The organism is Dyella humi (genome assembly GCF_044904605.1).
In the GTDB taxonomy this organism is placed as follows: domain Bacteria; phylum Pseudomonadota; class Gammaproteobacteria; order Xanthomonadales; family Rhodanobacteraceae; genus Dyella_B; species Dyella_B humi.
On the sequence record NZ_JADIKI010000023.1, the window covers coordinates 989,345 to 1,013,060 of the forward strand.

The 23,716-nt window shown below is 61.5% G+C and carries 24 protein-coding genes and 1 riboswitch; of the genes, 16 read left to right on the forward strand and 8 right to left on the reverse strand.

Annotation, left to right across the window (positions count from 1 at the left end):
• Positions 1–18 precede the first annotated feature (18 nt).
• Complete coding sequence (locus tag ISP18_RS15680) at positions 19–1,284, reverse strand: efflux RND transporter periplasmic adaptor subunit (protein ID WP_380013966.1); 1,266 nt, start codon at positions 1,282–1,284, stop codon at positions 19–21.
• A 458-nt stretch (positions 1,285–1,742) separates the two neighbouring features.
• On the opposite strand from ISP18_RS15680, the gene ISP18_RS15685 reads away from it, so the two are divergent.
• From ISP18_RS15685 to ISP18_RS15700, 4 genes are all read left to right on the forward strand, one after another.
• Positions 1,743–2,264, forward strand: a complete 522-nt coding sequence (locus tag ISP18_RS15685) for a c-type cytochrome (RefSeq protein WP_380013969.1) — start codon at positions 1,743–1,745, stop codon at positions 2,262–2,264.
• 116 nt (positions 2,265–2,380) lie between these two features.
• Positions 2,381–3,067 carry an alpha/beta hydrolase gene (locus ISP18_RS15690; protein ID WP_380013972.1) on the forward strand — a complete coding sequence of 229 codons (687 nt, stop codon included), beginning with the start codon at positions 2,381–2,383 and terminating at the stop codon, positions 3,065–3,067.
• Positions 3,068–3,177: 110 nt separating this feature from the next.
• Complete coding sequence (gene zapE / locus ISP18_RS15695; RefSeq protein WP_380013975.1) at positions 3,178–4,287, forward strand: cell division protein ZapE; 1,110 nt, start codon at positions 3,178–3,180, stop codon at positions 4,285–4,287.
• A 105-nt stretch (positions 4,288–4,392) separates the two neighbouring features.
• Positions 4,393–4,779 (forward strand): peptidase C13, encoded by a 387-nt coding sequence (locus tag ISP18_RS15700; protein ID WP_380013978.1) that lies wholly within the window; start codon positions 4,393–4,395, stop codon positions 4,777–4,779.
• Between the two features lie 170 nt (positions 4,780–4,949).
• Here ISP18_RS15700 and ISP18_RS15705 read toward each other — a convergent pair whose 3' ends face one another.
• The gene (locus ISP18_RS15705; protein ID WP_380013981.1) at positions 4,950–5,471 is read right to left on the reverse strand and encodes a demethoxyubiquinone hydroxylase family protein; all 522 of its coding nucleotides are present in this window, start codon (positions 5,469–5,471) and stop codon (positions 4,950–4,952) included.
• A gap of 207 nt (positions 5,472–5,678) precedes the next feature.
• Between ISP18_RS15705 and ISP18_RS15710 the strand changes: the two genes are divergently transcribed.
• Together ISP18_RS15710 and ISP18_RS15715 are read left to right on the forward strand one after the other, a co-directional pair.
• The gene (locus ISP18_RS15710) at positions 5,679–5,975 is read left to right on the forward strand and encodes a hypothetical protein (protein WP_380013984.1); all 297 of its coding nucleotides are present in this window, start codon (positions 5,679–5,681) and stop codon (positions 5,973–5,975) included.
• 101 nt (positions 5,976–6,076) lie between these two features.
• Positions 6,077–6,282, forward strand: a riboswitch (cobalamin riboswitch).
• A 301-nt stretch (positions 6,283–6,583) separates the two neighbouring features.
• Positions 6,584–8,986 (forward strand): ribonucleoside-diphosphate reductase subunit alpha, encoded by a 2,403-nt coding sequence (locus ISP18_RS15715; RefSeq protein ID WP_380015871.1) that lies wholly within the window; start codon positions 6,584–6,586, stop codon positions 8,984–8,986.
• Between the two features lie 94 nt (positions 8,987–9,080).
• Here ISP18_RS15715 and ISP18_RS15720 read toward each other — a convergent pair whose 3' ends face one another.
• The gene (locus ISP18_RS15720; protein ID WP_380013987.1) at positions 9,081–9,422 is read right to left on the reverse strand and encodes a GIY-YIG nuclease family protein; all 342 of its coding nucleotides are present in this window, start codon (positions 9,420–9,422) and stop codon (positions 9,081–9,083) included.
• A 91-nt stretch (positions 9,423–9,513) separates the two neighbouring features.
• Between ISP18_RS15720 and ISP18_RS15725 the strand changes: the two genes are divergently transcribed.
• Together ISP18_RS15725 and ISP18_RS15730 are read left to right on the forward strand one after the other, a co-directional pair.
• On the forward strand, positions 9,514–10,536 hold the full coding sequence (locus ISP18_RS15725; protein WP_380013990.1) for a ribonucleotide-diphosphate reductase subunit beta: 1,023 nt from the start codon (positions 9,514–9,516) through the stop codon (positions 10,534–10,536).
• A 14-nt stretch (positions 10,537–10,550) separates the two neighbouring features.
• Positions 10,551–10,982 (forward strand): GNAT family N-acetyltransferase, encoded by a 432-nt coding sequence (locus ISP18_RS15730; RefSeq protein ID WP_380013993.1) that lies wholly within the window; start codon positions 10,551–10,553, stop codon positions 10,980–10,982.
• A gap of 68 nt (positions 10,983–11,050) precedes the next feature.
• On the opposite strand, the gene ISP18_RS15735 is transcribed toward ISP18_RS15730, so the two are convergent.
• Both ISP18_RS15735 and ISP18_RS15740 read right to left on the reverse strand, forming a co-directional pair.
• Positions 11,051–11,536: a GNAT family N-acetyltransferase gene (locus ISP18_RS15735; RefSeq protein ID WP_380013996.1), complete on the reverse strand. Its 486-nt coding sequence runs from the start codon at positions 11,534–11,536 to the stop codon at positions 11,051–11,053.
• Between the two features lie 104 nt (positions 11,537–11,640).
• Positions 11,641–12,297 (reverse strand): DUF2076 family protein, encoded by a 657-nt coding sequence (locus ISP18_RS15740; RefSeq protein WP_380013999.1) that lies wholly within the window; start codon positions 12,295–12,297, stop codon positions 11,641–11,643.
• Between the two features lie 189 nt (positions 12,298–12,486).
• On the opposite strand from ISP18_RS15740, the gene ISP18_RS15745 reads away from it, so the two are divergent.
• Both ISP18_RS15745 and ISP18_RS15750 read left to right on the forward strand, forming a co-directional pair.
• The gene (locus tag ISP18_RS15745; protein ID WP_380014002.1) at positions 12,487–12,873 is read left to right on the forward strand and encodes a BlaI/MecI/CopY family transcriptional regulator; all 387 of its coding nucleotides are present in this window, start codon (positions 12,487–12,489) and stop codon (positions 12,871–12,873) included.
• 1 nt (position 12,874) lies between these two features.
• Complete coding sequence (locus tag ISP18_RS15750) at positions 12,875–14,743, forward strand: M56 family metallopeptidase (RefSeq protein WP_380014005.1); 1,869 nt, start codon at positions 12,875–12,877, stop codon at positions 14,741–14,743.
• Positions 14,744–14,947: 204 nt separating this feature from the next.
• Here the strand turns inward: ISP18_RS15750 and ISP18_RS15755 are convergent, their stop codons facing one another.
• Positions 14,948–15,922 carry a hypothetical protein gene (locus ISP18_RS15755; protein ID WP_380014008.1) on the reverse strand — a complete coding sequence of 325 codons (975 nt, stop codon included), beginning with the start codon at positions 15,920–15,922 and terminating at the stop codon, positions 14,948–14,950.
• 4 nt (positions 15,923–15,926) lie between these two features.
• The gene (locus ISP18_RS15760; protein ID WP_380014011.1) at positions 15,927–18,275 is read right to left on the reverse strand and encodes a S9 family peptidase; all 2,349 of its coding nucleotides are present in this window, start codon (positions 18,273–18,275) and stop codon (positions 15,927–15,929) included.
• Positions 18,276–18,448: 173 nt separating this feature from the next.
• On the opposite strand from ISP18_RS15760, the gene ISP18_RS15765 reads away from it, so the two are divergent.
• Positions 18,449–18,835 (forward strand): acyl-CoA thioesterase, encoded by a 387-nt coding sequence (locus tag ISP18_RS15765; RefSeq protein WP_380014014.1) that lies wholly within the window; start codon positions 18,449–18,451, stop codon positions 18,833–18,835.
• A gap of 14 nt (positions 18,836–18,849) precedes the next feature.
• The gene (locus ISP18_RS15770) at positions 18,850–19,599 is read left to right on the forward strand and encodes a glutathione S-transferase family protein (protein ID WP_380014017.1); all 750 of its coding nucleotides are present in this window, start codon (positions 18,850–18,852) and stop codon (positions 19,597–19,599) included.
• Positions 19,600–19,641: 42 nt separating this feature from the next.
• Here the strand turns inward: ISP18_RS15770 and ISP18_RS15775 are convergent, their stop codons facing one another.
• Complete coding sequence (locus tag ISP18_RS15775) at positions 19,642–20,541, reverse strand: LysR family transcriptional regulator (RefSeq protein WP_380014020.1); 900 nt, start codon at positions 20,539–20,541, stop codon at positions 19,642–19,644.
• 111 nt (positions 20,542–20,652) lie between these two features.
• On the opposite strand from ISP18_RS15775, the gene ISP18_RS15780 reads away from it, so the two are divergent.
• From ISP18_RS15780 to ISP18_RS15795, 4 genes are all read left to right on the forward strand, one after another.
• Complete coding sequence (locus ISP18_RS15780; protein WP_380014023.1) at positions 20,653–21,645, forward strand: aldo/keto reductase; 993 nt, start codon at positions 20,653–20,655, stop codon at positions 21,643–21,645.
• Positions 21,646–21,651: 6 nt separating this feature from the next.
• Positions 21,652–22,047 (forward strand): RidA family protein, encoded by a 396-nt coding sequence (locus ISP18_RS15785; RefSeq protein WP_380014026.1) that lies wholly within the window; start codon positions 21,652–21,654, stop codon positions 22,045–22,047.
• Between the two features lie 63 nt (positions 22,048–22,110).
• Positions 22,111–22,935 (forward strand): NADPH-dependent 7-cyano-7-deazaguanine reductase QueF, encoded by an 825-nt coding sequence (gene queF / locus ISP18_RS15790; protein ID WP_380014029.1) that lies wholly within the window; start codon positions 22,111–22,113, stop codon positions 22,933–22,935.
• Between the two features lie 127 nt (positions 22,936–23,062).
• Complete coding sequence (locus ISP18_RS15795) at positions 23,063–23,659, forward strand: hypothetical protein (protein ID WP_380014032.1); 597 nt, start codon at positions 23,063–23,065, stop codon at positions 23,657–23,659.
• The last annotated feature ends 57 nt before the right edge of the window (positions 23,660–23,716 follow it).

Below are 23,716 nucleotides of genomic sequence, written 5' to 3' on the forward strand. Positions count from 1 at the left end.
AAATAACGCTTGGTGCTATCAACCAGCACTCGCACGGCCACCACCCTTACCTTTCTTGCCGTCCGATGCCACCGGCGCCGCAGGCACTTCACCAGGCTTGAGTGCCTTCACCTTGCTGCCGGGCTTCAGGCGGAACTGGCCTTCCGTCACCACCTGGTCGCCTTCGTTCAGCCCGGTGCTCACCATCACGTGGCTGTCGCCCACTTCGCCGGCCACTGCTACCGGCTGCATCGCGACGGTCTGATCCTGCTGCAGCTTGTAGACAAAATCGCCGTCCGGACCGCGTTGCACCGCCTGCGCCGGAATCACCAGGCCGCCGGACACCGTGCGCACGCGCAGCCGCACGTTCACGAACTGACCCGGCCACAGTGCGCTCTTGGGATTGGCGAAGATCGCGCGCAGCTTGAAGGTGCCGGTGGCGGTGTCGATCTGGTTATCCACCACCTGCAGCCCGCCGGTGGTATCCAGCGGATGGGCATCGGAGCGATCCAGCGCGATCACTTCCAGCTTGTCCGCGCCGTCCTGGAACGAATCGCGCACGGCTTCGAGATTCTGCTCGGGCAGGTTGAAGATCACATAGATCGGCTGGATCTGCGTGAGCGTGACGATCGCCGTGGTGGTGGTCACCACGTTACCCGGATCGACCTGGCGGATGCCGGCCACGCCGTCGATCGGCGAGATGATCTTGGTGAAATCCAGCTGCACCTTGGACGAGCGCGCGCTGGCTTCGTCCGCCACCACGGTGGCCTTGAGCTGGTTGACGTTGTTGCGATAGGTATCGATGTTCAGCGCGGCCACGTAGCCATTGGCAACCAGCTTCTGGTTGCGGTCCAGCGTGCTGATGGCAGTGGCCAGCGAGGCTTCGTCCTGCTTCTGCTTGGCTACGGCCTGATCGTAGGCGGCCTGATAGGTGCGCGGATCGATCTGGGCAATGACATCACCCTTCTTCACCGCCTGACCTTCCTTGAAGTTGAGGGTCCACAGCTGCCCCCCCACCTGCGGATTGACCGTGACGTTATTGAGCGCTGTCACCGTACCCAGCGCCGTGAGATACACCGGCACATTCTGCTTGGCGGTGAGTTCCACGGTGACCGGCACCGGCGCATTGTCCTTGTCCTGGCCATCGGCACCGGGCGCGCCGGGGGAAGCCCCGTTCTGGCCCTGCCGTGCGTGGCGATTGCCGGCCCCCGGCGCCTCTCCTGGTTTATGCAGCAAGCGGAAGGCGACCCCGCCCACCACAACTACTGCGATCACGATCAACGCGATCTTCCAAAAACGCGACATGTGAAACTCCTGGAATGAACGGCGGAACCACCCGACTCCACCAGCGCAAACAACGCACTCTTGCCCTAACTCTTGCGAATAAGCATAGGGGTTGCTGAACGATCTTGGACAATGCCAGTTGACACGGGTGCCTAATGACCGATGGCACGGTCCGACGAGCTGAATCCGAAAGCTTAGAGCGTAACAGTCGGCCATGACCGTACGCCTGCAGATTGAGAACTGGCCTACTTTACTAAAGACCAAGGACAAATCGCCGCGGCATGTCGCTGACAATCCGATGGGGCGGCATCTCAACTTTTTGCAGGCTTCATCTATACTCCGGGGCTTGTTGCCTGTGACGAGCGGATCGTTCCGATCGGCCGCGGCATGGTCGCCAGGGGCGCCAAGGTACGTCACGGGAACGTGGCGGCTTTCCAGATTAATCACATGATGACTGGAGTACTTGCGTGAGCGGTTCCATGAGCAAATCCGACCAGAGTTTCCTGCATCAGTTTTCGTTGCTTATCGCCGGCCTTGGCGTATTGACCCTGGTCCTGATCTTCACCGCTTGGACGATCTACGAGCACGAACCGAAGGAAACCGACCCGAACGCTGCGCAACAGCTTTCGGCCAGCCTCGCCCCCAACGGCGCGGTCTACGCCGGCAATACCGGCCGCGCTGCCATGCTGGCCGCGCAGGAAGCCGCCGCCAAGGCCGCCGCCGCGCAAGTCGCCTACGGTGGCACCACCGACGGCAAGACGATCTACGACAATCTCTGCCACAGCTGCCACACGGCCGGCGTGGCGGGCGCACCCGTGTTGGGCAACAAGACGATGTGGGGACCGCGCATCGCCGAGGGCCTGGATACGCTAATCAAGCACGCCACCGACGGCTATAAGGGGCCGGACGGCAACTTCATGCCGGCGAAGGGCGGCAATCCCTCGCTGAACGATGCGCAGGTGAAAGCCGCGGTGACGTGGATCGTGGATCAGGCGAAATAATTTTCGCTCTCGCGCTGCATGCAACGCCGCCTTCGGGCGGCGTTTTGTTTTTTTGGCCAGGATGACGGTGAGACAACGGCAAACGTCCGCCAACGCCAGGCAGCTATCATTACGCCATGACTCCCGCTGCCCCCTCCCCCGCTCCGTCCACTTTCCCGGACGCACTCACCGAATTCACCCTGCCAGGTCCCGTCGGCCCACTCGAGGCCATCAGCGACGTGGCTGAGCGCCCAGGCGCACGCCGCGGCGTGGTGGTGATCTGCCATCCCAACTCCAAGGATGGCGGCACCATGCGCAACAAAGTGGTGACCATGCTGGAGCGCAGTCTGCGTGAGGGCGGCATGGACACGCTGCGCTTCAACTTCCGCAGCGCTGGTGATTCGGCCGGCGAATACGACAACGGTCGGGGCGAGAGTGACGATCTCGCCGCCGCGGTGGCGTGGGTGCGCAGCGTACGCCCAAATGACGTACTGTGGCTCGCCGGCTTTTCCTTCGGCAGCTACGTAACACTGCGTAACGCTGTGAAGTTGAAAGCCGATGCGCTGATCAGCATCGCGCCGCCGGTAGGTCGCTGGTCGCACGAAGCACTCGCACTACCCACCTGCCCATGGCTGGTGGTGATGGGCGAAGAAGACGAGATCGTGGAACCGCAAGCGGTGTTCGACTGGATCGACAGCCTCGAAGAGCCGCCGGAACTGGTCCGCATGCCCGAGACCGGTCATTTCTTTCATCGTCGGCTGATGGATCTGCGCGGTGCGGTGAAACACTGGATGCAGGATTATCCGCCGCCTGTGCGTGATTAATGCGCCAGCCCAATCGCACTAAACGCTTCGCTTGCCCATATGGTCGTCATTCCCGCGAGAAATGACGGCAGCGGCGTTACAGATCAACATTCACGCAAGATTGCTTCTCCATGACCGAACTATCCCCCAGCGCCCGTTACCAGGAAGGCGTCGCCGCACACCGCTGGAGTTCCGATCCCGCGCAACTTACCGTGCTGCCGGAATTCGACCGCATGCAGGCGGCATTATGTGCTGCGCGCGAAAACGGCAACGGCCTGTTCGACCGCCTGAAATCCCTGCTCGGCGGCGAAGAGCGCCAGGCCGTGCCAGGGCTGTACCTGTGGGGCAGCGTCGGGCGTGGCAAGACCTTCCTGATGGATCTGTTTGCCTCCAGCCTGCCGCACGGTGTGGCGCTGCGACGTCACTTCCATCGCTTCATGGGCGAGGTGCACGAAAACCTGCGCGAGCTGGGCGAACGACAGGACCCGCTGGTCGAAGTGGCCGCGGGCATCGCCGCGCGTTGCCGCGTGCTGTGCCTGGACGAATTCCTGGTCAATGACATCGGCGATGCGATGATCCTGGCCAATCTGCTGGAAGCCTTATTCGCGCGCGGTGTCACGCTGGTCACCACGTCGAACACCGCGCCCGACAACCTCTACAAAGATGGCTTGCAGCGCGCACGCTTCTTGCCTGCTATCGCCTCGATTAAGCAGCAATGTCATGTGGTGGAGATGATCTCAGCCCACGACTGGCGCCTGCGCGCGCTCACCCATGCACCGGTTTACCACACACCACCCGGCGCCGAGGCCGAACGCGAATTGCAGCGCATCTTCGCCAGCCAGGCGCAGAGCGAGATCATCGAAGGTGGCGAGATCGTCATCAACGATCGACCGATTCCGGTGCGCAGGCGTGCTGGCAATATCCTGTGGTTCGACTTCGCCGCGCTGTGCGACGGGCCGCGCGCGGTCGCCGATTACATCGAGTTGGCCAAGAGCGCGCCGGCGATCATCCTTTCCAACGTGCCGCAGTTCAGCATCTACAGCGAGGACCCGGCCAAGCGCTTCGTGCAACTGGTCGACGAGTTCTACGATCGCCACGTGAAGCTGATTCTTTCCGCGGCCGCGCCGATCACCGAACTGTATGACGGTGAGCGCTTGCGTGCGGAGTTTGGTCGTACCGAGTCGCGGTTGATCGAGATGCAGAGCCAGGAGTATCTGGCGCTGGAGCATCGGCCGGAGTAAAGCACCGCATTTCGCACGAACAGTCATTGCGGCAAGACGGATGCTTCACCTCGCAGGGCCTGAACTGGTACGTTGCGGCTTTCCGCCCTGCCATGGAATCGCGCCATGCTGACCTTCATCGCACTTGCATTGCTCGCCGGCGCGCAGCCCACCACTTCGGCAGATGCATTCACCGCACGCGTACAGCGCGCCAAGATGGTCGAAGCCGGCCCCACCGGCCCGGCCTACCAGAAACAATTCTGGGCCAAGACCGGCAATCCGATGACCGACGCATTGAAAGCTTGCCTGGCGAGCAACGCGCCCGCGGACAAATCACCCTTCACGCTGGTTGCGGATATTTCGCCCGATGGACATCCCCTGCACGTGGACGTGCGTGCGCCGACGCCGGTCGCAAAGTGCCTCGATGGCCAGTTCTCAGCGTGGACATTTCCCGCGCCGCCAAAACTGTCCGATGCCGTCGATTATCCGATTGAAATCGATGTGAGCATGTAAGCGCGCTCGAATTCGGGTATCGCCCTAGGAGCACCCGCACCGGACTTGCAACTATCGTTCGTGGCGCGGATGGATGACACCCCTGATCGCGTTTCGCGATCTGCACAGCCGGACGTTGCGCCGGCAATAGCCTTCATCCATTCCAGTCGAAAGCGGATGCTTCGTATCGGTCAGAATCTCATCCCCAACCAGATTACCGATTCGGTTGCCGCAGAGACCACAGGTTTCAGAATTCGATACCAAAGGCTATTTTCGAGAACGTGTGAAGCCGCCTGATCATGGTGCATTCGCTCCTCCGTGACGATGGCTGAGATCGCGAAGACGGCAGCCCCATCTATGTCACGGAGGTCAACCAGCTGTCTCTCTAGGTGCCGGAGCACCACGCTCTCGACTGCCACCGTAGTCGCTGAAATAGCTGAGCGCCCCAACAAGCCAGTCAAGATGCCGAGCGACAAACCACCAATGCCGCACAACCAATAGCTCCTGCACCGGCGCCGCCCTCTACGTTTCAGCTCATTACCGAAGATTTCCCTATGACCTCGTTCATGCGCGCGAAATTCGGCAAGCTCTGGAACCAAATCTCTCGCGAAGAGCCTGGCTATCATGATCTGGCCCGTATAGATGGATATGGCACCAAACTCGCCAGCGTGGTTGACCTTAAGGATTCGACTGCCGAGATCCGTCCCTGTCATTGCTCCCCCTGCGAATCGCCCAGCCCCTATCGTAATGTCTGCTCTGGGTTGCGAAAGCGGACATAGGCGCAAGATCAATGTTGGTTTTGAAAGTCCAGGAATAGGAATAGAGGTTGAGTAGGGCGAGGTTTGGCGCTCGCTTACTCCGACAAGCTTGCCTCACACCTTGCGCTACGATCCGCCCGTCACTCACATGGAGTCGGCTGCATGCGCGCACCCACCGGTTCGGTCGTTGGGCTCTGTTCCGCCTCCGCCACGATGTCGGCGATGGGGATGGCTTTCCTTGGTTACTGGGGTGTGCACGAACCCACGCCCTGGAACACGCGCGACATCGTGGTGGTGTGCCTGGCTTTTCTCAGCTTCATGGCGCTGGGGGCGACGATCTGGATCGCCACCACGCCCGTACCGGAGGGTGCCATCGAACGCATCGCGCCGGCGCGCCGCAGTTTTGCGGTGGGCCTGGTGCTGATGTGGGTGGGGATCATCGTAGCCATCGTTCGCTAGAAAAAATCGCATCTTCCGCAAGCCCGCGTCCCGCTTGGGTTAACACCGCTTATCCACCGGCTTATCCACAAATTCTTGGGTTGACCGGGCCAGGTAACCCCGATATGTTGTGCTCCGTCGGTCGCCACCCCTGATCATGTCGGGGGCGGCAAGGGAATCCGGTGGAAATCCGGAACTGCCCCGCAGCGGTAAGTGGAGACGAAAGCCCGAGTACGCACTGGCCTTCGAGCCGGGAAGCGGGGCGAGTAGGCGCATCGCAAGGTGCACATCCGCAAGTCCGAAGACCTGCCGACACGGCATGACCGGAGCGTCATGCCGCCGGTGACGGCCTCCGCGGGAGGGGCGTACGCACGACGTGGAAGTCACACGTATCGCGCGAACGACCACGGCAAGCCGCCATTTCAGCCCTGCGCGCGGGAGCAGGCGGTTGAGTCCAAAGGAGTCTGTCCGCTCAAACCGGAATTTTCCGGACCGGACCGATTCCGCAGCCCGGAGCGTCCGACATGCAGCCTATCGATACCGAATCGCGCGAGCGCACAGCCGACCGCGCGGATACCGCCGTCTTTTCCGCCGACGCTGCCACGTCGGCCATTGCCACCACTGTCACAATGTCCGCTACCGCCGAAGCACCTTTCACCCTGACCCCTCCGCACAACCCCGGCCAGATGCGCGTCACCAAGCGCAATGGTCGCCAGGAGGTGGTCGACGTCAGCAAGATCGTCCGCGCCGTGACGCGCAGCGCCGAAGGCCTGCACAGCGTCGATCCGCTGCGCGTGGCGCTGAAGACCATCGGCGGCTTGTATGACGGCGCCACCACGCAAGAGCTGGACCAGCTCTCCATCCGCACCGCCGCCGCACTGACCGCGGAAGAGCCCGAATACGGCCAGCTAGCCGCGCGCCTGCTCGGCGCCTTCATCGACAAGGAAGTGAGCGGGCAGGAAATCCAGAGTTTCTCGCAATCCATCGCGCGTGGCGCGGAGCTGGGCATCGCCAACGCGCGCCTGCGCGATTTCGTGGCCGCAAATGCGCGCAAACTCAACGATGCGATCGATCCGCTCGCCACGCGCCGCTTCGAATACTTCGGCCTGCGCACGGTGTACGACCGCTACCTGCTGCGCCATCCGCAGCTGCGCAAAGTGATCGAGACGCCGCAGTATTTCTTCATGCGCATCGCCTGCGCGCTGGGCGGCAACGAGATCGGCGAAACGCTGGAGCTGTATCGCCTGCTTTCCTCACTGGAATACATCGCCAGCTCGCCCACGCTGTTCAACGCCGGCACCGCGCATGAGCAGCTGAGCTCCTGCTTCCTGCTGGATTCGCCGCTGGATTCGCTGGAATCGATCTACGAGAAATACGGTGACGTAGCCAAGCTCAGCAAGTTTGCCGGCGGCATCGGCCTGGCCTATTCGCGTGTGCGTTCGCGCGGCTCGCTGATCAAGGGCACCAACGGCCATTCCAACGGCCTGGTGCCGTGGCTGAAGACGCTGGATGCCTCGGTCGCCGCGGTCAATCAGGGCGGCAAGCGCAAGGGCGCGGCCTGCGTGTACCTGGAGCCGTGGCACGCGGACATCGAGGAATTTCTCGAACTGCGCGACAACACCGGCGACGAAGCGCGCCGCACGCACAACCTCAACCTGGCCAACTGGGTTCCCGACGAATTCATGCGGCGCGTGGAGCACGACGGCAATTGGTCGCTGTTCGATCCCAAGATCGTCCCGCACTTCGTCGATACCTGGGGTGAAGCTTTCGAGCGCGCCTATCATCAGGCCGAAGCCGATGGCCTTGCCGTAAAGACGGTGAAGGCGCGCGAGCTGTACGCACGCATGCTGCGCACGCTGGCGCAAACCGGCAACGGCTGGATCACCTTCAAAGACCGCAGCAACGCCACCAGCAATCAGACGGCCAAACCCGAAAACGTCATCCATCTTTCGAACCTGTGTACGGAGATCCTGGAAGTCACCAACGCCGGCGAAACGGCGGTGTGCAATCTGGGTTCGGTCAACCTCGCCCGCCACGTGGTGGATGGCGCATTCGATTTCACCAAGCTCGCCGCCACGGTGCGCACCGCAGTGCGCCAGCTCGATCGCGTGATCGATCTCAACTTCTACCCGATCGATACCGCCGCCACTGCCAATCGCAAATGGCGACCGGTGGGCCTGGGTGTGATGGGCTTGCAAGATGTGCTCTTCAAGCTGCGCCTGCCGTTCGATTCGGCCGAAGCGCTGGAGCTTTCCACGCGCATCGCCGAGGAGATTTATTTCAACGCGCTGTCGCAATCGAATGCGCTGGCCGAGCAGCACGGCGCACATCCCGGTTTTGAGGAAAGCCGTGCAGCCAACGGCGAATTGCAGTTCGACTATTGGTCGAATGCGAAACCGCACGATGTCGCGCGCTGGGATGCGCTGCGCGAATCGATCAAGGCCAAGGGCCTGCGCAACTCGCTGCTGATCGCCATTGCACCTACCGCCACCATCGCGTCCATCGCCGGTTGCTATGAGTGCATCGAGCCGCAGGTCAGCAACCTGTTCAAGCGCGAAACGCTGTCCGGCGATTTCCTGGTGGTGAACCGTTACCTGGTGGACGAGCTGAAGGCGCTGGGTCTATGGACGTTGGAAATCCGCGATGCCATTAAGCTGGCGGAAGGTTCGATCCAGGGTATCGGCGCCATCCCGGAACGCCTGCGCCAGATCTATCGCACCGTGTGGGAACTGCCGCAGAAAGCGCTGATCGACCTGGCCTCCGCGCGCGGTGCCTATATCGATCAGAGCCAGTCGCTGAACCTGTTCATGGAAAACCCGAACATCGGTCAGCTGAGCTCCATGTACATGTACGCGTGGAAGGCGGGAGTGAAGACCACGTATTACTTGCGGTCGAGGCCGGCGACGAAGATTGCAAAGACCACGGTGGCGGCGGCATCCGTCGCGGCCCCAGCGCCAGACGCTCAGGAAGCGGCGACGGCTGCGGTGTTCTGCTCACTGGAAAATCCGGAGTACTGCGAGGCCTGCCAATAACCTCAGACTCGTCGCCCCGGCGAAAGCCCGGGTCCAGCGACTTTGGGATATGGCGGAAAGACACTGGGCCCCGGCTTTCGCCGGGGTGACGGGTTTAAAGCAAGGTTGAATAGAGATCGTTCCAGTATGGATTGGTATTCTCGATGAGCGCCAGCTTCCACCTGCGATGCCATTTCTTCAGCAACTTTTCTCGTCTTATCGCTGACTCCAGCGTCTCGTGTCGTTCATACCAGACGAGGTTATACGCACCGTGATGCCTGGTGAAACTGGAAACAAATCCGGAACGATGCTGCCAAATCCGCTGAACCAGATCGGACGTTACGCCAACATACAAAACGCCGTTCCGCTTGTTGGTAAGCATGTATACGGAAGGTTGTCGTAATTGCATGAGGCCAGTTGTGCCGAAAACGCCAATCCATCTTCGTCCAATCGACATACGAAGGGGATCACTCGATTCCCCTTGTACTCGTCGTCCCGGCGAACGCCGGGACCCAGCGACTTCCTACACACTTTGATTCGAGGAACGCATGTCAAATACCTCCAAGCCCCAACACATCCTCGACCCAGGTTTCGAACTCACCCTGCGCCCGATGCGTTACCCCGAGTTCTACGAGATGTACCGCAACGCGATCAAGAACACCTGGACGGTCGAGGAAGTGGATTTCTCGCTTGACGTCACCGACCTCAAATCGAAGATGACGGATGCGGATCGCCACCTGATTCATCGCCTGGTCGCCTTCTTCGCCACCGGCGACACCATCGTGGCTAACAATCTGGTGCTGAACCTGTACCAGCACATCAATGCGCCGGAAGCGCGGATGTACCTGTCGCGCCAGTTGTACGAGGAAGCGCTGCACGTGCAGTTCTATCTGACGCTGCTGGATACCTACATTCCTGATCCCAACGAGCGCAACAAGGCATTCGCCGCGATCGAGAGCATTCCTTCGATCAAGCAGAAGGGCGCGTTCTGCTTCAAGTGGATCGAATCCGTCCAGAATTTGCAGCGGCTGGAAACGCGCGAACAGCGCCGGCAATTTTTACTCAACCTGATCTGCTTCGCGGCGTGCATCGAGGGCTTGTTCTTCTTCGCCGCGTTCGCCTACGTGTACTTCCTGCGCTCGCGCGGCCTGCTGCATGGTTTGGCTTCAGGCACCAACTGGGTGTTCCGCGATGAATCGGGCCACATGGCCTTCGCGTTCGACGTGGTGCGCACCGTGCGTGCGCAGGAGCCGGATCTGTTCGACGAGAACATGCGCGCGCAGGTGGAAGCGATGTTGGAAGAAGCCATCGCCTGCGAAACACAGTTCGCCGAAGATGTGCTCTCCGGTGGCGTGGCCGGCCTGTCGGTGAAGGACATGCGTCAGTATCTGGAGTACTGCGCGGACCAGCGCTTGGTGCAGCTCGATCTGCCGAAGAAATACGGCGCGAAGAATCCGTTCGACTTCATGGACCTGCAGGACGTGCAGGAAGTCACCAACTTCTTCGAGCGGCGCGTGTCGGCCTACCAGGTGGGTGTGGAAGGCGAAGTCGCGTTCGACATGGCGTTCTGACATATTCTGCCGCCATGAACACTGAGCAAGTCATTCTCACCGATACACCGGATGCCGCCGATGTGGCGGCAGTCCGTGAGCATCTCAGCCAATTCAATCTGGATGCGACCGGCATCGACGATCAACGCGCACTCGCGTTGCTGGTAAAGGATCCCGCAACCGGCAAAGTGCTGGGCGGCCTCACCGGCCGCACTTCGCGCGGCGTATTGTTCGTCGAGATGCTTTTCTTGCCCGACTCCCTGCGCGGCTCGGGCCTGGGCAGCAAGCTGCTGCTCATGGCCGAGCAGGAAGCGGTACGCCGCGGTTGCCATCACGGCGTGCTGTATACCAACACCTTTCAGGCGCCGGGATTCTACAAGAAGAAAGGCTGGCGCGAGCTCGGCGAGATCCCCAGTAACCCACCCGGCACCAGCCGGCTCTTTTTCAGCAAGCAGCTGAACGCGTAGCGTGGCTCGCAGATAACGTTTTTCGATCTCCGAAAAGTCACTACTGCATTAGTGAAATGCTGCTGCGCTTATCTCGCTGCAGTCGCCAGCCGCTTTTCGAAGCGCCACAATTCTAGATTGAACGGCCCTGTAGTGGTTTCCACCTGCGTGAGATATTCGCCGGTGTTGTGCCATCCGCTCTTTTTATAGAAACGCGCGGCGCGGTCATTGCCAATGGCGCACGACAGCCACGCGGTTTCCACGCCTTTTTCAGCCAAACGTGCTTCGGCATCGGACATCAATGCGGTGGCCACGCCGGTTCCTCGCGCCTGCGCTGACACGAACAATTGATGTACCTCGTCTTCTTTCAGCATGCAGAAGCCGAGTGGCGTGCCGACCGGCCCGACCACGTGCATTTCGGCGAGCCCGCGCAGCAGGCGCTCCTTGAAATTTTCCAGCGTGCGCAGTCGTCTCAAAGTCGCCGGCAAGATGGCAGCGTGCGCATCCTGCCAACCATCGAACCATAGCTGCGCTAGCGCATCCGCTTCAGTAACTACGGCGCTTCTCACTTGCATGCATAGGTTCCCGCAGATGTCAGCGTGCGGATGCACGCCGAACCTGCGCAAGATTGTCCCTCATCCCTAACCCTCTCTCCGGAGAGAGAGGGCCTAAGGGGCGATCACGTCCAGCTGTTGTCGTCGTCGAAACTGCTGCTGTCGAAATTGGCGTCGTCGAAGTTGTCGGAGTTGTCGGCGGTGAAATCCTGCCCGCCGCCGTTCGGCAGATTGTTGTTGTCGAAGAAGTTGTTCTCGGTGACGTTCTCGATGACTTCCGGCTGTCCACCACCGAAACCTCCCAAGAAACCGCCACCGTGATGGCCGCCGAGCAGGCTTTCGATGCCGTCAAACAGAAACATGCCACCGGCGACGCCGGCCGCGGTGGTGGCGGCACTAGCTAAGAAGCTCGAACCGCCGCTCTGCGGTGCCGCAGGTGCGCTGCTGCCGAACAGGCGATCGCGCCAGGTCGGCGCCTGCGCCGGTGCCGCCTGCTGTTGGGGCGGAATCGGCGGCGGGTTTGCGCCCCATGCGGGCTGCTGTTGGCCGCCGAGGAAGCTGCTGCCGCCCTGCTGCGCCTGCAACTGCGCGATCTGCGCCTTTGCTGCGTCAAGCGCGTGCTGCTGCAGCAAGCAGCGCTGCACCAGCAGGTAGACGGCATCGGGCTGGCCAGCCAGGCGCTGGTGGATCAGCGCATCGGCTTGCGCGTCCTTGGCTATGCCGCTTACGGCAGCCAGGCGCTGGAGGAAATCGTCGAGGAGGGTTTGTTCCTGGGGAGTCATGGAGTCACCGATTAGCTTTATGACGGCACGATGCCGGCAAGGGAGGAAGTATGCGCGGGATGTATGACCTCAAGAGTGCCGGTCGTCCTGGTAGCCGCAGGCAATTCACGATTCCTTAGGGTATTGGCCTATTGACTACAGATGTAGTCAGGCGTAGCTTGCCTACATCTGTAGTCACGAGCGAATGCCATGCCTAAGCCATCCATCGGGGATCAGGAGTTGGCGCTCCTGCACTACCTGGCCGAACACGAGAACGCCACGGTGGGCGAAGTCGCCGCCGATTTCGGCGAAGCGCGCGGCCTGGCGCGCTCCACAGTGCTGACGATGATGGAGCGGCTGCGCGCCAAGTCCTACCTGAAACGCCGCCACGTCGACGGCGTCTATCGCTACAGCACGGCGACCGGCACCAGTGAGGTGATGAGCAACGCCGTAGGCCAGTTCGTCGAGAAGACGCTGTCGGGCTCGCTTTCGCCGTTCGTGGCGTGGATGTCGCAGAAGGCGGATGTCAGTGACAACGAACTGGCCGAACTGGAAGCACTGGTGACCAAACTGCAGTCCCGGCGGAAGGAGTCCTGAGATGGATACCTTGAGCGCACTTGCCGATACGTTGCTGCCGCGTCTTGCATGGACCGCCGCGCAGGCCACCCTGCTGATCGCAGCGCTGTGGCTGATCATGCGCTACATGCCACGGCTTTCGCCGGCCGTTCGCTGCATGATGTGGTGGCTGGTTGCCGCACAGTTGGTGCTTGGCATGACGGTAAGTTCGCCGGTGCAGTTGCGTTGGCTGAAACCCGCGACGCCCGCGCCTGCCCTGCCTGCACACGATGTCGTCATGCATATCGACGGCGGCGCCAACATCATTCCGGTGGAACACACGACCGCTCTTGCATCACAAGCAGCGGAGCCGACTTGGTCATGGTCTGAAGCAGTGCTGCTGCTATGGCTTTCGATCGTACTGCTGCACGTCGTGTTCGCGTTGCGCCACTGGGTGCAAAGCCGGGCACTGCTACGCGAGGCGCGACCGGCTACAAGCACCGCGTTGCAACGGCTATGTGTTGAGCAGGCACGCGCACTGGGCATGCGCCGTTCTCCCGCGTTACGCATCTCCGACGCCATCGTTTCACCCCAGGTGACCGGGCTGTTGCGACCAGTCGTGCTACTACCAGCCGAACAGACCCTGTCGTCGGAAGAGCTGTCGATGGCGATCGCACACGAGCTTGCGCACATCCGCCGCGGCGATCTGTGGCTGGGCTGGATTCCAGCGATCGCGCAACGCCTGTTCTTTTTCCATCCGCTGGTGGGCTGGGCGGTGCGCGAATACGCGATCTACCGCGAAGCCGCGTGCGATGCACAGGTATTGCAGCAGCACGGTGCAGCGCCGCAGCACTACGGACATCTGCTGGTTCGCCTAGGGGTGGTCGATCCGATGCACTCCAGTCTCGCCGGCGCTTCCTCCACGTTCCTGCATCTGAAGAGGCGATTGATCATGTTGCAGCAAAGCGTTAACGACACGACGCCGCGTATGCGCGGCTGGGTGCTCGTCATAGCCATCGCGTTGGTCGGCATTCTTCCTTATCGTGTTACAGCGAGTAGCGCACCTCAGCAATCGGCCACGGCTGCCACCAGCGATGATGCGATTCCGCCCGCACCTCCCGCGTTGCCCGCACCACCACCGGCGCCGCCAGCACCTGCGACACCCGCTAGGCCGGCTGTTCCGCCTGTTCCGGCCACTCCGCCGACGCCAGCACCTCCCGCCCCTCCCGCACCACTGGCTGAACACAATCTGGGCTTTGCCGCGCGCTATATGGATATCAATACGCATTCCAGCGCAGCACGCAGCGTATTGCTGTACGACGGTGATGTCGTGCTGTTCGACGGCAGCGACCGTGATCTCGCCGATGTGCAGCGCATGCGCAAGTCGGGTGAGCCGATGCTTCGGTTTCGTCGCGGAAGTCAAATCTATGTCAGCCGCGATGCCGAACTGATCCGCCGCGCCAGGGACGCCTACGCGCCCATCAATGACATTGCTCGCGCACAAAGTGACCTGGCCGTTACTGCGAGTGAGTTGGCGGCCCAACAAAGCACCCTCGCCGAACGGCAAGGGGTGCTGGCCGCTCGTGAGGGGGAATTGGCAAGCCAGCGCGCAAGCATCGAATCGCAACGCGCAGCATTGCAGAGCACGCGCTCGCAGGAAAATTTCACTCAGGAGGAGGTGCTGAAAGGCCAGGCTGCCGGCTTCGACGTCGCGCAGGCCGAGCTGCGGCGCGAACAAAAAACACTGCAACAGGCAAGCGAAGCATTGGCCAAGCGGCAGGCTGAATTGTCCACGCGCAACGCAGGTTCGTCGCAACAGCAAGGGGCCGCCGCGCAGGAAGCCAATCAGCGCTTAAACAAATTGCTGGACGAGGCAGTGGCGCAAGGCTTGGCGAAGCCGGTAAACCGCTGATGCTCCATCAGTCGCACAGAAGCATGACTCCTGATTGTCTCAGTACCCGATTAGCGTCGCGTCTCGGCTTGCAATGCTCTTTGCTCGTCATCCCGGTCCTCGTCGGGGTGACGGCAAGGTGCAACTGACATTCGACGCTGATCAGAACCTCAGAGAAGAGAGAGCTACGTCTTACGACGGTTATTTAAACTCCTCGCGCAAGGCTCATTCCGACTTGCTGGCCACCTGTCGCAATGCTTCGAGCGTATGCGCTTGCGCTTCAGCCGGCGACCATGCCGTTATCTCCGCCAACGAATGGCTGCGTCGCAGATAACGTATCAATTGCAAACCCAGCCAGTAGCCGGTGCGATTGGGGAGGTCCGGTTGATACGGCCTGGCGGCTGCATGGAACCAGCGCGCGAAAACTTCCGGATGCTGCACGTCGATCGCCTTGGCCCGTGCATCGCCAAGAAAGCGGCCCGCGATAACCGGCAATTTCTCCGATGGAAGGTTGCCCAGATCGTCCTGCAGCAACAGTTCGCTATCCGTATGCCCTGGGGCTAGTTCCCCGCTCACATAGGTCGCCAGACCTTCCTCGAACAACGGAAGCGTCAGCTCGGCATCAGACATCACGCCATCGTTGCGGATGCGTGCATGCTGCGCATGATAAAGATGAAAGAGTTCATGCGGCACCACAATGTCAAGCTGAGCGTGCTCCAACAGCAAGGAATCCGCCGCGAACGCCAGTACCGGCTTGCCATTGCGGAGCACACCGCTTTTGGCGTCGAAGTTCGGCGCAAGCAGGATCGTTACAGGAGGATGCGGATCGGCATCAGGAAACAACGTCTTGAAGCGCGCCGATTGCTTCGCGATGGCATCCTGCAACGCACGTACTTCTGCGGGAATACCCGCCGCCAACTCGGGATAGCGCGCAAAACGCCCCCGCAACCATATCTGCCGACGCGCCTGCCAGTACTGATCGTGCTGCTTTTCCCATACCACCGCGTCGTAGATGTCACGACGCGGCGCTTCGATATCGCGATTCCAGGCCGCCTCCTGCTGCAGGAAGGGCTGCCGTTCGGCAGCGGACCAGAATGCGGTAAACGACGTAGTGATCGATGGCGCGTCCGCAGCAAACGCAGACGCCATGCTTGCGAGCAGCAGCACCAAGCACAACGCTTTGCTGCTGCTCGCCACCATCACATCACTTCCACGGCCAAGGCTTCAGCGCATATTCCTTCGGCGGCGTATCGCCGGCGAGGTATTGCACAAAGTAATCCCAGCGGCGGCGCGTGATGTATGGCGTATCGGATCCGTAGCCGTGATGCTGGTTGGGCAGGAACAGCATGTCGAAATCCTTGTTCGCCTTGATCAGCGCATCGACCACCAGCAGGGTGCTGTACGGCGGCACGTTGTCGTCGATCGAGCCGTGCACCAGCATCAGCTTGCCCTTGAGTTTCTTGGCGATGAGCTGATTGGCCTGATTGTCGTAGTTGCTGCTGCCATCCTTATTGGTCGCCACCAGGCCTTGCCACTTCTCCGCCCAATCGTCTTCGTATTCGCGATTGTCGTGGTTGCCGCTTTCGGCCCAGCCCACCTTGAAGAAATCCGGATAGCTGAACATCGCATCCGCGGTGGCATTGCCGCCGCCGGAATGGCCCCACATACCGACGCGATCCAGATCGATCCATGGATAGCGCTGGCCGAGCTGCTTGATGGCCGTGACCTGATCCGGCAACGTGTTGTCGCCCATGCTGGCGAACCACGCATCGTGGAATGCCTTGGAACGCCACGGCGTACCCATGCCGTTGATGGCCACCACGACAAAACCCAGTTCCGCCAGCGGCTGGTTGTCGCGATACGACGGCGAGAAATCGAAGCCATCCACCGAACCTGTCTGCGGACCGGGATAGATGTAGTCGACCACCGGATACTTCTTCGTCGGATCGAAATGCGTGGGCTTGAACATCAGGCCATACAGATCAGTCTTGCCGTCGCGCGCCTTCACCACGATCTGTTCCGGCGGCTGCCAGCCCGTGGCCAGCAGACGCGTGATGTCGGCCTTGGCGACTGTGTTGATGACATGGCCGTCATTCGCATCGCGCAGCACGGTCACCGGCGGATTCGCGATCGTTGAATAGCTGTCGACGAAGTACTTGCCGTCGTCGGACAGCGTGATGGTGTGATCGGAAGGCTCCGGCGTGAGCAGCACCGGCTGGCCGCCATCCAAGCTCACCTTCCAGAACTGCTGGTAGTACGGATTGACGCCCGACGTGCGTCCCACACCGCGGAACCACACGGTGCGAGTCTTGGCATCCACGCGCAGCACTTCGGTGACGTTGCCCTGCCCGGTGGTGATCGCGTGCTTGAGCTGGCCGTTGGCAAGATCGTAAAGGTAGAGGTTGCCCCAGTCGTTGCGCTCACTGAACCAGATCGCTTCGTTCGCCTCGGGCAGGTAGCGCCAGTTCACTTCGCCGTTGCCGCTTTCGTAGTACGTGGGGACATCTTCATGGAAGACGGTGCGCACTTCGCCGGTTTTCGCATCAGCGATGCGAAAGGTTTCATGCTTGTGATCGCGCGAAGTGGAAACGAACGCGACGCTCTTGCCGTCCGCAGCCCATTTCACGTCATCCCAGCCGCCATTTCTGCCGCAGCTCACGTCGTCGCACAGGGTGGAACGATGTTGATCCTGCGGCATCTTCAGGCGCACCACCGTGTGCGTGGGCACATCGATGATCACACGCTCGATCATGGTGACGTGCTCGTCGCCTGCCAGCGGGTATTTCCAGGATTGCAGTTCCGGATGACCCAGTTTGGTGGTGACCAGGTACATATCGCCAGTCTTACGCTGATCCTGCTGGAACGTGGCGATCTGCTTGGAGTCGGGCGACCATTCGAGGATCGCTCTATCGGTGTGCTGCCAGCCGGCGTTGTCGGTGGCGTAGCCGAAGTTCTCGATGCCGTCGGTGGTGAGCTGGGTTTCCTTGCCGGTGGCGACGTCGCGCACCCACAGATTCCAGTTGCGGATGAAGGCTTCCTGCTTGCGGTCGGGCGACAGCACGCCGGGTTCCTTGCCGGCCTTCACCAGGGTGCTCTTGTCCACGCATTCGCCGGCGGCTTTCAGATTGCACAGGTAATGCGTGCCGCCGATTTCGATCTCATCGCGCCCATCGTCGGCGACACGGTAAGCGGCGATACCGAGCTTGTCGGCCTTGATGTCCTTCTTGCCGGCTTTGACCAGCGCTGCGGCGAGCTTCGCCTGGTCGAGCAGCGGCGTGGCCTTGCCGTTCGTAGCATCCATGCGCAGATAGTGATCACCGCTGGCGTCGTGATCGACGTACCAGAAGTGCGTGCCGTCCAGCCAATGCACAGTACGCACAATATGGTCAGCCAGCGGCATCGTGTTGTACGGCATGTAGCGCTCGGCCTGCGCATAATCTTGCGCGGTCAGCGTACGGCCCGCGGCCATTGCGCCGCCCGAGACCGAAGCCAGGGTCAGCCCTCCACACATCAATGCGCCGTACAGACGCGACGTGCCGATTATCGAACGCATGTTTGCTCCCATTGAAAAACAACTGGCCGCGGCGCGGCCGCCTCCAATCTTGTCACGACCCTTGATCGTAATGGTCTGGACTTCAGGCCACCCCTGCCAAAGGTCCTTGCAAGCCTGTCCATATCCCGCGTGGCGCCTTATTGTGTGCACTCCCCTCCCCACGTGATGCCCCCATGGACTCCGCGCTGCCCGAAGCCCGCCTGCTGGAAATGGTTTTCCCCGACCACACCAATCACTTAGGCACGCTGTTCGGTGGCCAGGCGCTGGCCTGGATGGATAAGGCCGCCTTCATCGTGGCCTCGCGCCATGCACGGCGCATCGTGGTGACGGCGCGCTCGGAGGAGGTGAACTTCCGTGTGCCGGTGCGCGAAGGCCAACTGGTGGAATTGGTGGCACGCCTGGTGAGCGTGGGACGCAGCTCCATGAAGGTGGAAGTGGAAATGACTGCGGAAGACCCGTTGACCGGCGATCGCCGCGTCTGCACCACCGGTCGGTTCGTGATGATCGCGCTCGACTCCCACGGCAAGCCCACCACGGTACCGCCCTTAACTAGCGCCTGATCCGGAGCAACATCATGTCGCATCCCCTGACGGTTATCGGCAGCTACATTTCCCCTTACGTACGCAAGGTGCTGGTTTGTCTTGACCTGAAAGGGCTCGATTACGAGATCGACCCGATCACGCCCTTTATCGGCAACGACGATTTCAGCCGTCTCAGCCCCTTGCGGCGCGTGCCGGTGTTGATCGATGGCGAACTGGTGCTCAACGACTCCTCGGTCATCTGCCAGTACCTGGAAGACAAACATCCCGAGCCATCGCTTTATCCAGTTGATATCGCTCAGCGCGCCAAAGCGCGATGGCTCGAGGAATATGCCGACACGTATCTCGCGGATGTGCTGATCTGGCGATTGTTCTATCAGCTGGCGGTTCGACGCCATGTGTTCGCCGAGTCCACCGACGAAGCCATCGTGCAACACGCACGCGAGGTGGAGCTTCCACGCGCGCTGAACTACCTAGAGACACAACTGCCGACGGAAGGTTTCATCTTCGGCTCGGTGTCCATCGCGGACATCACCATCGCCTGTTATTTCCGCACCGCGTCGTTCGTGCGTTACGCCGTGGATGCCGAGCGCTGGCCGCGTACGGCAGCGCTGATTCAGCGGGTACAGGCGTTGCCCGCCTTCCAAAAATTAGCGCGCCTGGAAGACAGCATGCTGCGCATACCCATAATGCAACAGCGTGAAGTATTGGCGGCGGCTGGGGCGCCGGTCACGCGCGAGACGGTGGGAACGCATTCGCCAACGCGCGGATTGCCGAGAGGGTAATTCCGCAAAGGACGCGTAGGTTGGGGAGAGGGAGCAAAACGACTAAAGCTGCTTCGGCATCACTTCCACCAGCCAATCCACGAACACCCGCAGGCGCGCCGGCATCTGCCGGTGCGGCGGATACAGCACCGTCAACGGCAACGACGGTGGTGGCATCGACGGCAAAATCTCTTTCAGCTGGCCGTTCGCGAATGCGTCGGCCACGCGGTAGCGTGGAAACTGCGCAATGCCCAAACCTGCTTCGCAGCAGGCGCGATAGGCATCGACGCCACTCACCGTGACGCGTCCCGGCAGCATCACTTCGCGCCGCTTGCGACCTTGCATGAATTCCAGCGGTTCGACGCGATGGGTGGTCGGCGAAGCCCAGTTCACCGCGTAATGGCCGTTCTGCAAATCCGCCAATACACGCGGCACGCCATGCTGGCGCACATAGGCAGCACTGGCCATAGTGACCTGATCCAGCGTGCCGACACGCCGTCCGACCAGGCCGGAATCGGGCAAAGTGCCCACCCGCAACACGCAGTCCACGCCTTCACGCACCAGATCGACGAAGTGGTCGCCGGTGCCTATGTCCAGTTCGAGCAGCGGGTAGCGTGCAAAGAAGGCGGGTAGCGTGGGGATCAGCCATAGCCGCGCCATTGGCGTCGGTAGATCCACACGCAATCGCCCGCGCGGCTGTACCGCTTCCTGGCGGAAATCCGCTTCCACTGCATCCAGGTCTGCCAACAGGCGCACGCAGTGGCTGTAATACGCTTCACCTTCGCGAGTGGCACGCACACGGCGCGTGGTTCGCTGCAACAGCTGCGCGCCGAGCCGCGCTTCCAGGCGTTTGATGGTGTGGGTGACCGTGGCGCGCGGCAAATTCAGATCGTCCGCTGCCGCTGTGAAGCTACCAAGCTCCACGATCCGCGCGAACAGGCGCATCGCATCGAGGCGGTCCATGGATTGTTGATCTCCATGAAATGGTGAAGCCCATTATTGAGCATTTATCGCCAAGCCGCATCGACCGAAGATGCATCGCTGCCTTCCCCCAACCCATCACGAGGCGACATCATGCAGACACGCACACTCGGCAAGAACGGTCCCCAGGTTTCCGCCATCGGCCTCGGCTGCATGGGCATGAGCGAGTTCTACGGCGCACGCGACGACGCCGAATCCATCGCCACCATTCACCACGCGCTCGATCACGGCGCAACCCTGCTGGATACCGCCGACGTATACGGCCCGCATACCAACGAAGAACTGGTCGGCAAAGCGATCAAGGGCCGCCGCGAGCAGGTTTTCCTGGCCACCAAGTTCGGCATCGTGCGCGATCTGTCCGATCCCACCAAGCGCGGCGTCAACGGCCGTCCGGAATACGTACGTGCCAGCTGCGACAGCAGCCTGAAGCGATTAGGTGTGGATCACATCGATCTGTATTACCAGCACCGCGTGGATCCGAACGTGCCGATCGAGGAAACCGTGGGCGCGATGGCGGAGCTGGTGGCCGCAGGCAAGGTGCGCTACCTCGGTTTGTCGGAAGCGTCCGCGCAGACGATCGAGCGCGCCAGCAAGGTGCACACGATCAGCGCGCTGCAGAGCGAACTATCTTTGTGGACGCGCGATCCGGAAGAGAACGGCGCATTGGCGATGTGCCGCAAGCTGGGCATTACGCTGGTGGCCTATTCGCCGCTGGGGCGTGGTTTTCTCACCGGCGCGATCACCAAACCGGAGGATTTCGACGAGGACGATTTCCGCCGTAGCAATCCGCGATTCCAGGGCGAGAATTTCGCGCGCAACCTGCAACTGGTGAAGCAGGTGGAAACGCTGGCCGCGGAGAAAGGCTGCACGCCGGCTCAGCTCGCGCTGGCCTGGGTGCTAGCACAAGGACAGGACATCGTGCCCATTCCAGGCACCCGCCGCCGTTCGCGCCTGGATGAAAACATCGGCGCGCTCGATGTGCGGCTGAGCCGGGAAGAACTCGACTCAATCGACCGCATTTTCCCGCCAGAAGCCGTCGCCGGCGCGCGATATGCGCCGACGGGCATGACATACATTGGTCGGTGAGCCGCCATGGATACGATCCAACGCATTCAGCCAGAAACCGTCTTTGCCATTGCCGGCATCTACGCGGCCACCCGCGTCGGCAACCTGCTGTTCGTCTCCGGACAGGTGCCGCTGGGGCCGACCGGCGAGATCGTGGGCGTGGGCGATTTCCCGGCCCAGGCCGAGCAGGTGTTCGAGAACCTCGGCGCGGCACTCGAAGCGGGCGGCAGCGGGTTTGACCGGCTCGTGAAGGTCACCGCATTCTTTGTGGATATCACCCGCGACTTGGCGGCCTATCGCCGGGTGCGCGATCAATACATCACCGCCGAACACGCTTGCGCGAGTTCGGCGGTGCAGGTGGCCAAGTTGTTTCATCCGGCGGCATGGCTGGAGGTGGAGGCCATCGCGCTTTGCGGAGATTGATGACTTGACTCCCTCTCCCCTTCGGGGAGAGGGGACTACCGCTCCGCGCATTACAATGCGCGTATGACCACCCCCGAACACTCCCCGCTCGGCAAGCACACCGTCTACGCCGACCGCTACGACCCTTCCCTGCTGTTCCCGATTCCCCGCCAAAGCAAGCGCGACGAAATCGGCGTAAGCGAACCGCTGCCGTTTCAGGGCGTGGATATCTGGAACGCCTATGAGCTGTCATGGCTGGACATGCACGGCAAGCCGATGGTGGGCGTGGCGGAATTCCACGTGCCGGCGCATTCGCCGAACATCGTCGAATCCAAGTCCTTCAAGCTGTACCTCAACGGTTTCGCGCAGGAACCGCTAGCCAACGTGGCGGCATTGCGCGCACTACTGCAGCAAGACCTTACGCGCGCCGCTGGCGCGGTGGTAACAGTGACGATCCGCACGCCACGCGCCGCGGAGCACGTTTTTGCCGATCTGACCGGTGAATCGATCGACGGCTTGCCGGTGGCGATCGATCACTACGGGCCACCCAAGGCCGAGTATCTGAAGGCCGACACGCAAGCCGCGGCCATCGCGGAAACCCTGGTCTCGGACCTGCTGCGCTCCAACTGCCCGGTGACCGGCCAGCCCGACTGGGGCAGCGTGCAGATCGCCTATCGCGGTGCGCCGATCGATCGCGAGGGGCTGTTGCGTTACCTGGTGTCGTTCCGCACCCATAACGAATTCCATGAACAATGTGTGGAGCGCATCTTCATTGACGTGATGAAGCGCTGCGCGCCGCAGCAGCTGAGTGTGTACGCTCGCTATACGCGCCGCGGCGGACTGGACATCAACCCTTTCCGCAGCACTGACAAGGCCCTGCCGGACAATGTTCGCGGGGCACGTCAATAAATATCACCAGCGGTTACACTCTGCGGCCCCGGTCATCAGCACTTCAGATCGCGGGCGCTAGCCTTAACAGTTGCCCCGATACGCCGGTCTCCCGGTAACGTTTCCAATCATTTTCGGAATTCCGCCCATGAAACTTTCCGCACGTTCCGCCGCCCTTTACAGCGTGACGTTTGCTGGCCTGCTGGCGCTCAGCGCCTGCGGCAAGAACGAGCAGCAGCCTGCCAACCAGCCGGCTGCCTCCAGCACCGCACCGGCTCCGGCCAGCACCGCCCAGCCGGCGCCGAGCGCCACTGCCGCCGTGCCGGCGCATGCGAGCACGGCTCCCGCCCCGGCTCCGGCCAGCACCGCAGCTGCGGCTCCCGCCGCGCCGGCTGCCGCCGAAAGCCTCCAGGTAAGCACCATCACGCTAGGTGATGTGGTCTCCAACGATCACAAGGTTAAGAAGGAAGTGACCACCTTCTCGCCGAGCCAGAAGACCATCTACGTAAGCGTGGACACCACTGGTAGCACGCCGGGCGCCACGATCAACGCCAAGTGGAGCTATCTGGAAGGCAATGGCCAGGTAGTGACCAGCACCAGCCAGTCGATCATCGCCGATGGCCCGGCCACCACCACCTTCCGTGTGCAGAACCCGAACCAGTGGCCGGAAGGCAAGTACAAGGTGGACATCTCGCTGGACGGCAAGCAGGTCGCCAGCAAGAACTTCGAAGTCAAGAAGAGCTAAGCCTCACCGAAGTAGTGAATAAAGGGCGCTCCGCCTGGAGCGCCCTTTGTTTTGGAA

What these genes read in the sequence shown, in the direction of transcription:
- zapE (WP_380013975.1), top strand. Translation starts at nt 3,178, where the DNA reads ATGACCGAACTATCCCCCAGCGCCCGTTACCAGGAAGGCGTCGCCGCA.
- ISP18_RS15715 (WP_380015871.1), top strand. Translation starts at nt 6,584, where the DNA reads ATGTCCGCTACCGCCGAAGCACCTTTCACCCTGACCCCTCCGCACAAC.
- ISP18_RS15680 (WP_380013966.1), bottom strand. Translation starts at nt 1,284, where the DNA reads ATGTCGCGTTTTTGGAAGATCGCGTTGATCGTGATCGCAGTAGTTGTG.
- ISP18_RS15755 (WP_380014008.1), bottom strand. Translation starts at nt 15,922, where the DNA reads ATGGTGGCGAGCAGCAGCAAAGCGTTGTGCTTGGTGCTGCTGCTCGCA.
- ISP18_RS15795 (WP_380014032.1), top strand. Translation starts at nt 23,063, where the DNA reads ATGAAACTTTCCGCACGTTCCGCCGCCCTTTACAGCGTGACGTTTGCT.
- ISP18_RS15765 (WP_380014014.1), top strand. Translation starts at nt 18,449, where the DNA reads ATGGACTCCGCGCTGCCCGAAGCCCGCCTGCTGGAAATGGTTTTCCCC.
- ISP18_RS15745 (WP_380014002.1), top strand. Translation starts at nt 12,487, where the DNA reads ATGCCTAAGCCATCCATCGGGGATCAGGAGTTGGCGCTCCTGCACTAC.
- ISP18_RS15710 (WP_380013984.1), top strand. Translation starts at nt 5,679, where the DNA reads ATGCGCGCACCCACCGGTTCGGTCGTTGGGCTCTGTTCCGCCTCCGCC.
- queF (WP_380014029.1), top strand. Translation starts at nt 22,111, where the DNA reads ATGACCACCCCCGAACACTCCCCGCTCGGCAAGCACACCGTCTACGCC.
- ISP18_RS15760 (WP_380014011.1), bottom strand. Translation starts at nt 18,275, where the DNA reads ATGCGTTCGATAATCGGCACGTCGCGTCTGTACGGCGCATTGATGTGT.
- ISP18_RS15750 (WP_380014005.1), top strand. Translation starts at nt 12,875, where the DNA reads ATGGATACCTTGAGCGCACTTGCCGATACGTTGCTGCCGCGTCTTGCA.
- ISP18_RS15720 (WP_380013987.1), bottom strand. Translation starts at nt 9,422, where the DNA reads ATGTCGATTGGACGAAGATGGATTGGCGTTTTCGGCACAACTGGCCTC.
- ISP18_RS15740 (WP_380013999.1), bottom strand. Translation starts at nt 12,297, where the DNA reads ATGACTCCCCAGGAACAAACCCTCCTCGACGATTTCCTCCAGCGCCTG.
- ISP18_RS15685 (WP_380013969.1), top strand. Translation starts at nt 1,743, where the DNA reads ATGAGCAAATCCGACCAGAGTTTCCTGCATCAGTTTTCGTTGCTTATC.
- ISP18_RS15725 (WP_380013990.1), top strand. Translation starts at nt 9,514, where the DNA reads ATGTCAAATACCTCCAAGCCCCAACACATCCTCGACCCAGGTTTCGAA.
- ISP18_RS15785 (WP_380014026.1), top strand. Translation starts at nt 21,652, where the DNA reads ATGGATACGATCCAACGCATTCAGCCAGAAACCGTCTTTGCCATTGCC.
- ISP18_RS15705 (WP_380013981.1), bottom strand. Translation starts at nt 5,471, where the DNA reads ATGACAGGGACGGATCTCGGCAGTCGAATCCTTAAGGTCAACCACGCT.
- ISP18_RS15700 (WP_380013978.1), top strand. Translation starts at nt 4,393, where the DNA reads ATGCTGACCTTCATCGCACTTGCATTGCTCGCCGGCGCGCAGCCCACC.
- ISP18_RS15770 (WP_380014017.1), top strand. Translation starts at nt 18,850, where the DNA reads ATGTCGCATCCCCTGACGGTTATCGGCAGCTACATTTCCCCTTACGTA.
- ISP18_RS15735 (WP_380013996.1), bottom strand. Translation starts at nt 11,536, where the DNA reads ATGCAAGTGAGAAGCGCCGTAGTTACTGAAGCGGATGCGCTAGCGCAG.
- ISP18_RS15690 (WP_380013972.1), top strand. Translation starts at nt 2,381, where the DNA reads ATGACTCCCGCTGCCCCCTCCCCCGCTCCGTCCACTTTCCCGGACGCA.
- ISP18_RS15730 (WP_380013993.1), top strand. Translation starts at nt 10,551, where the DNA reads ATGAACACTGAGCAAGTCATTCTCACCGATACACCGGATGCCGCCGAT.
- ISP18_RS15780 (WP_380014023.1), top strand. Translation starts at nt 20,653, where the DNA reads ATGCAGACACGCACACTCGGCAAGAACGGTCCCCAGGTTTCCGCCATC.
- ISP18_RS15775 (WP_380014020.1), bottom strand. Translation starts at nt 20,541, where the DNA reads ATGGACCGCCTCGATGCGATGCGCCTGTTCGCGCGGATCGTGGAGCTT.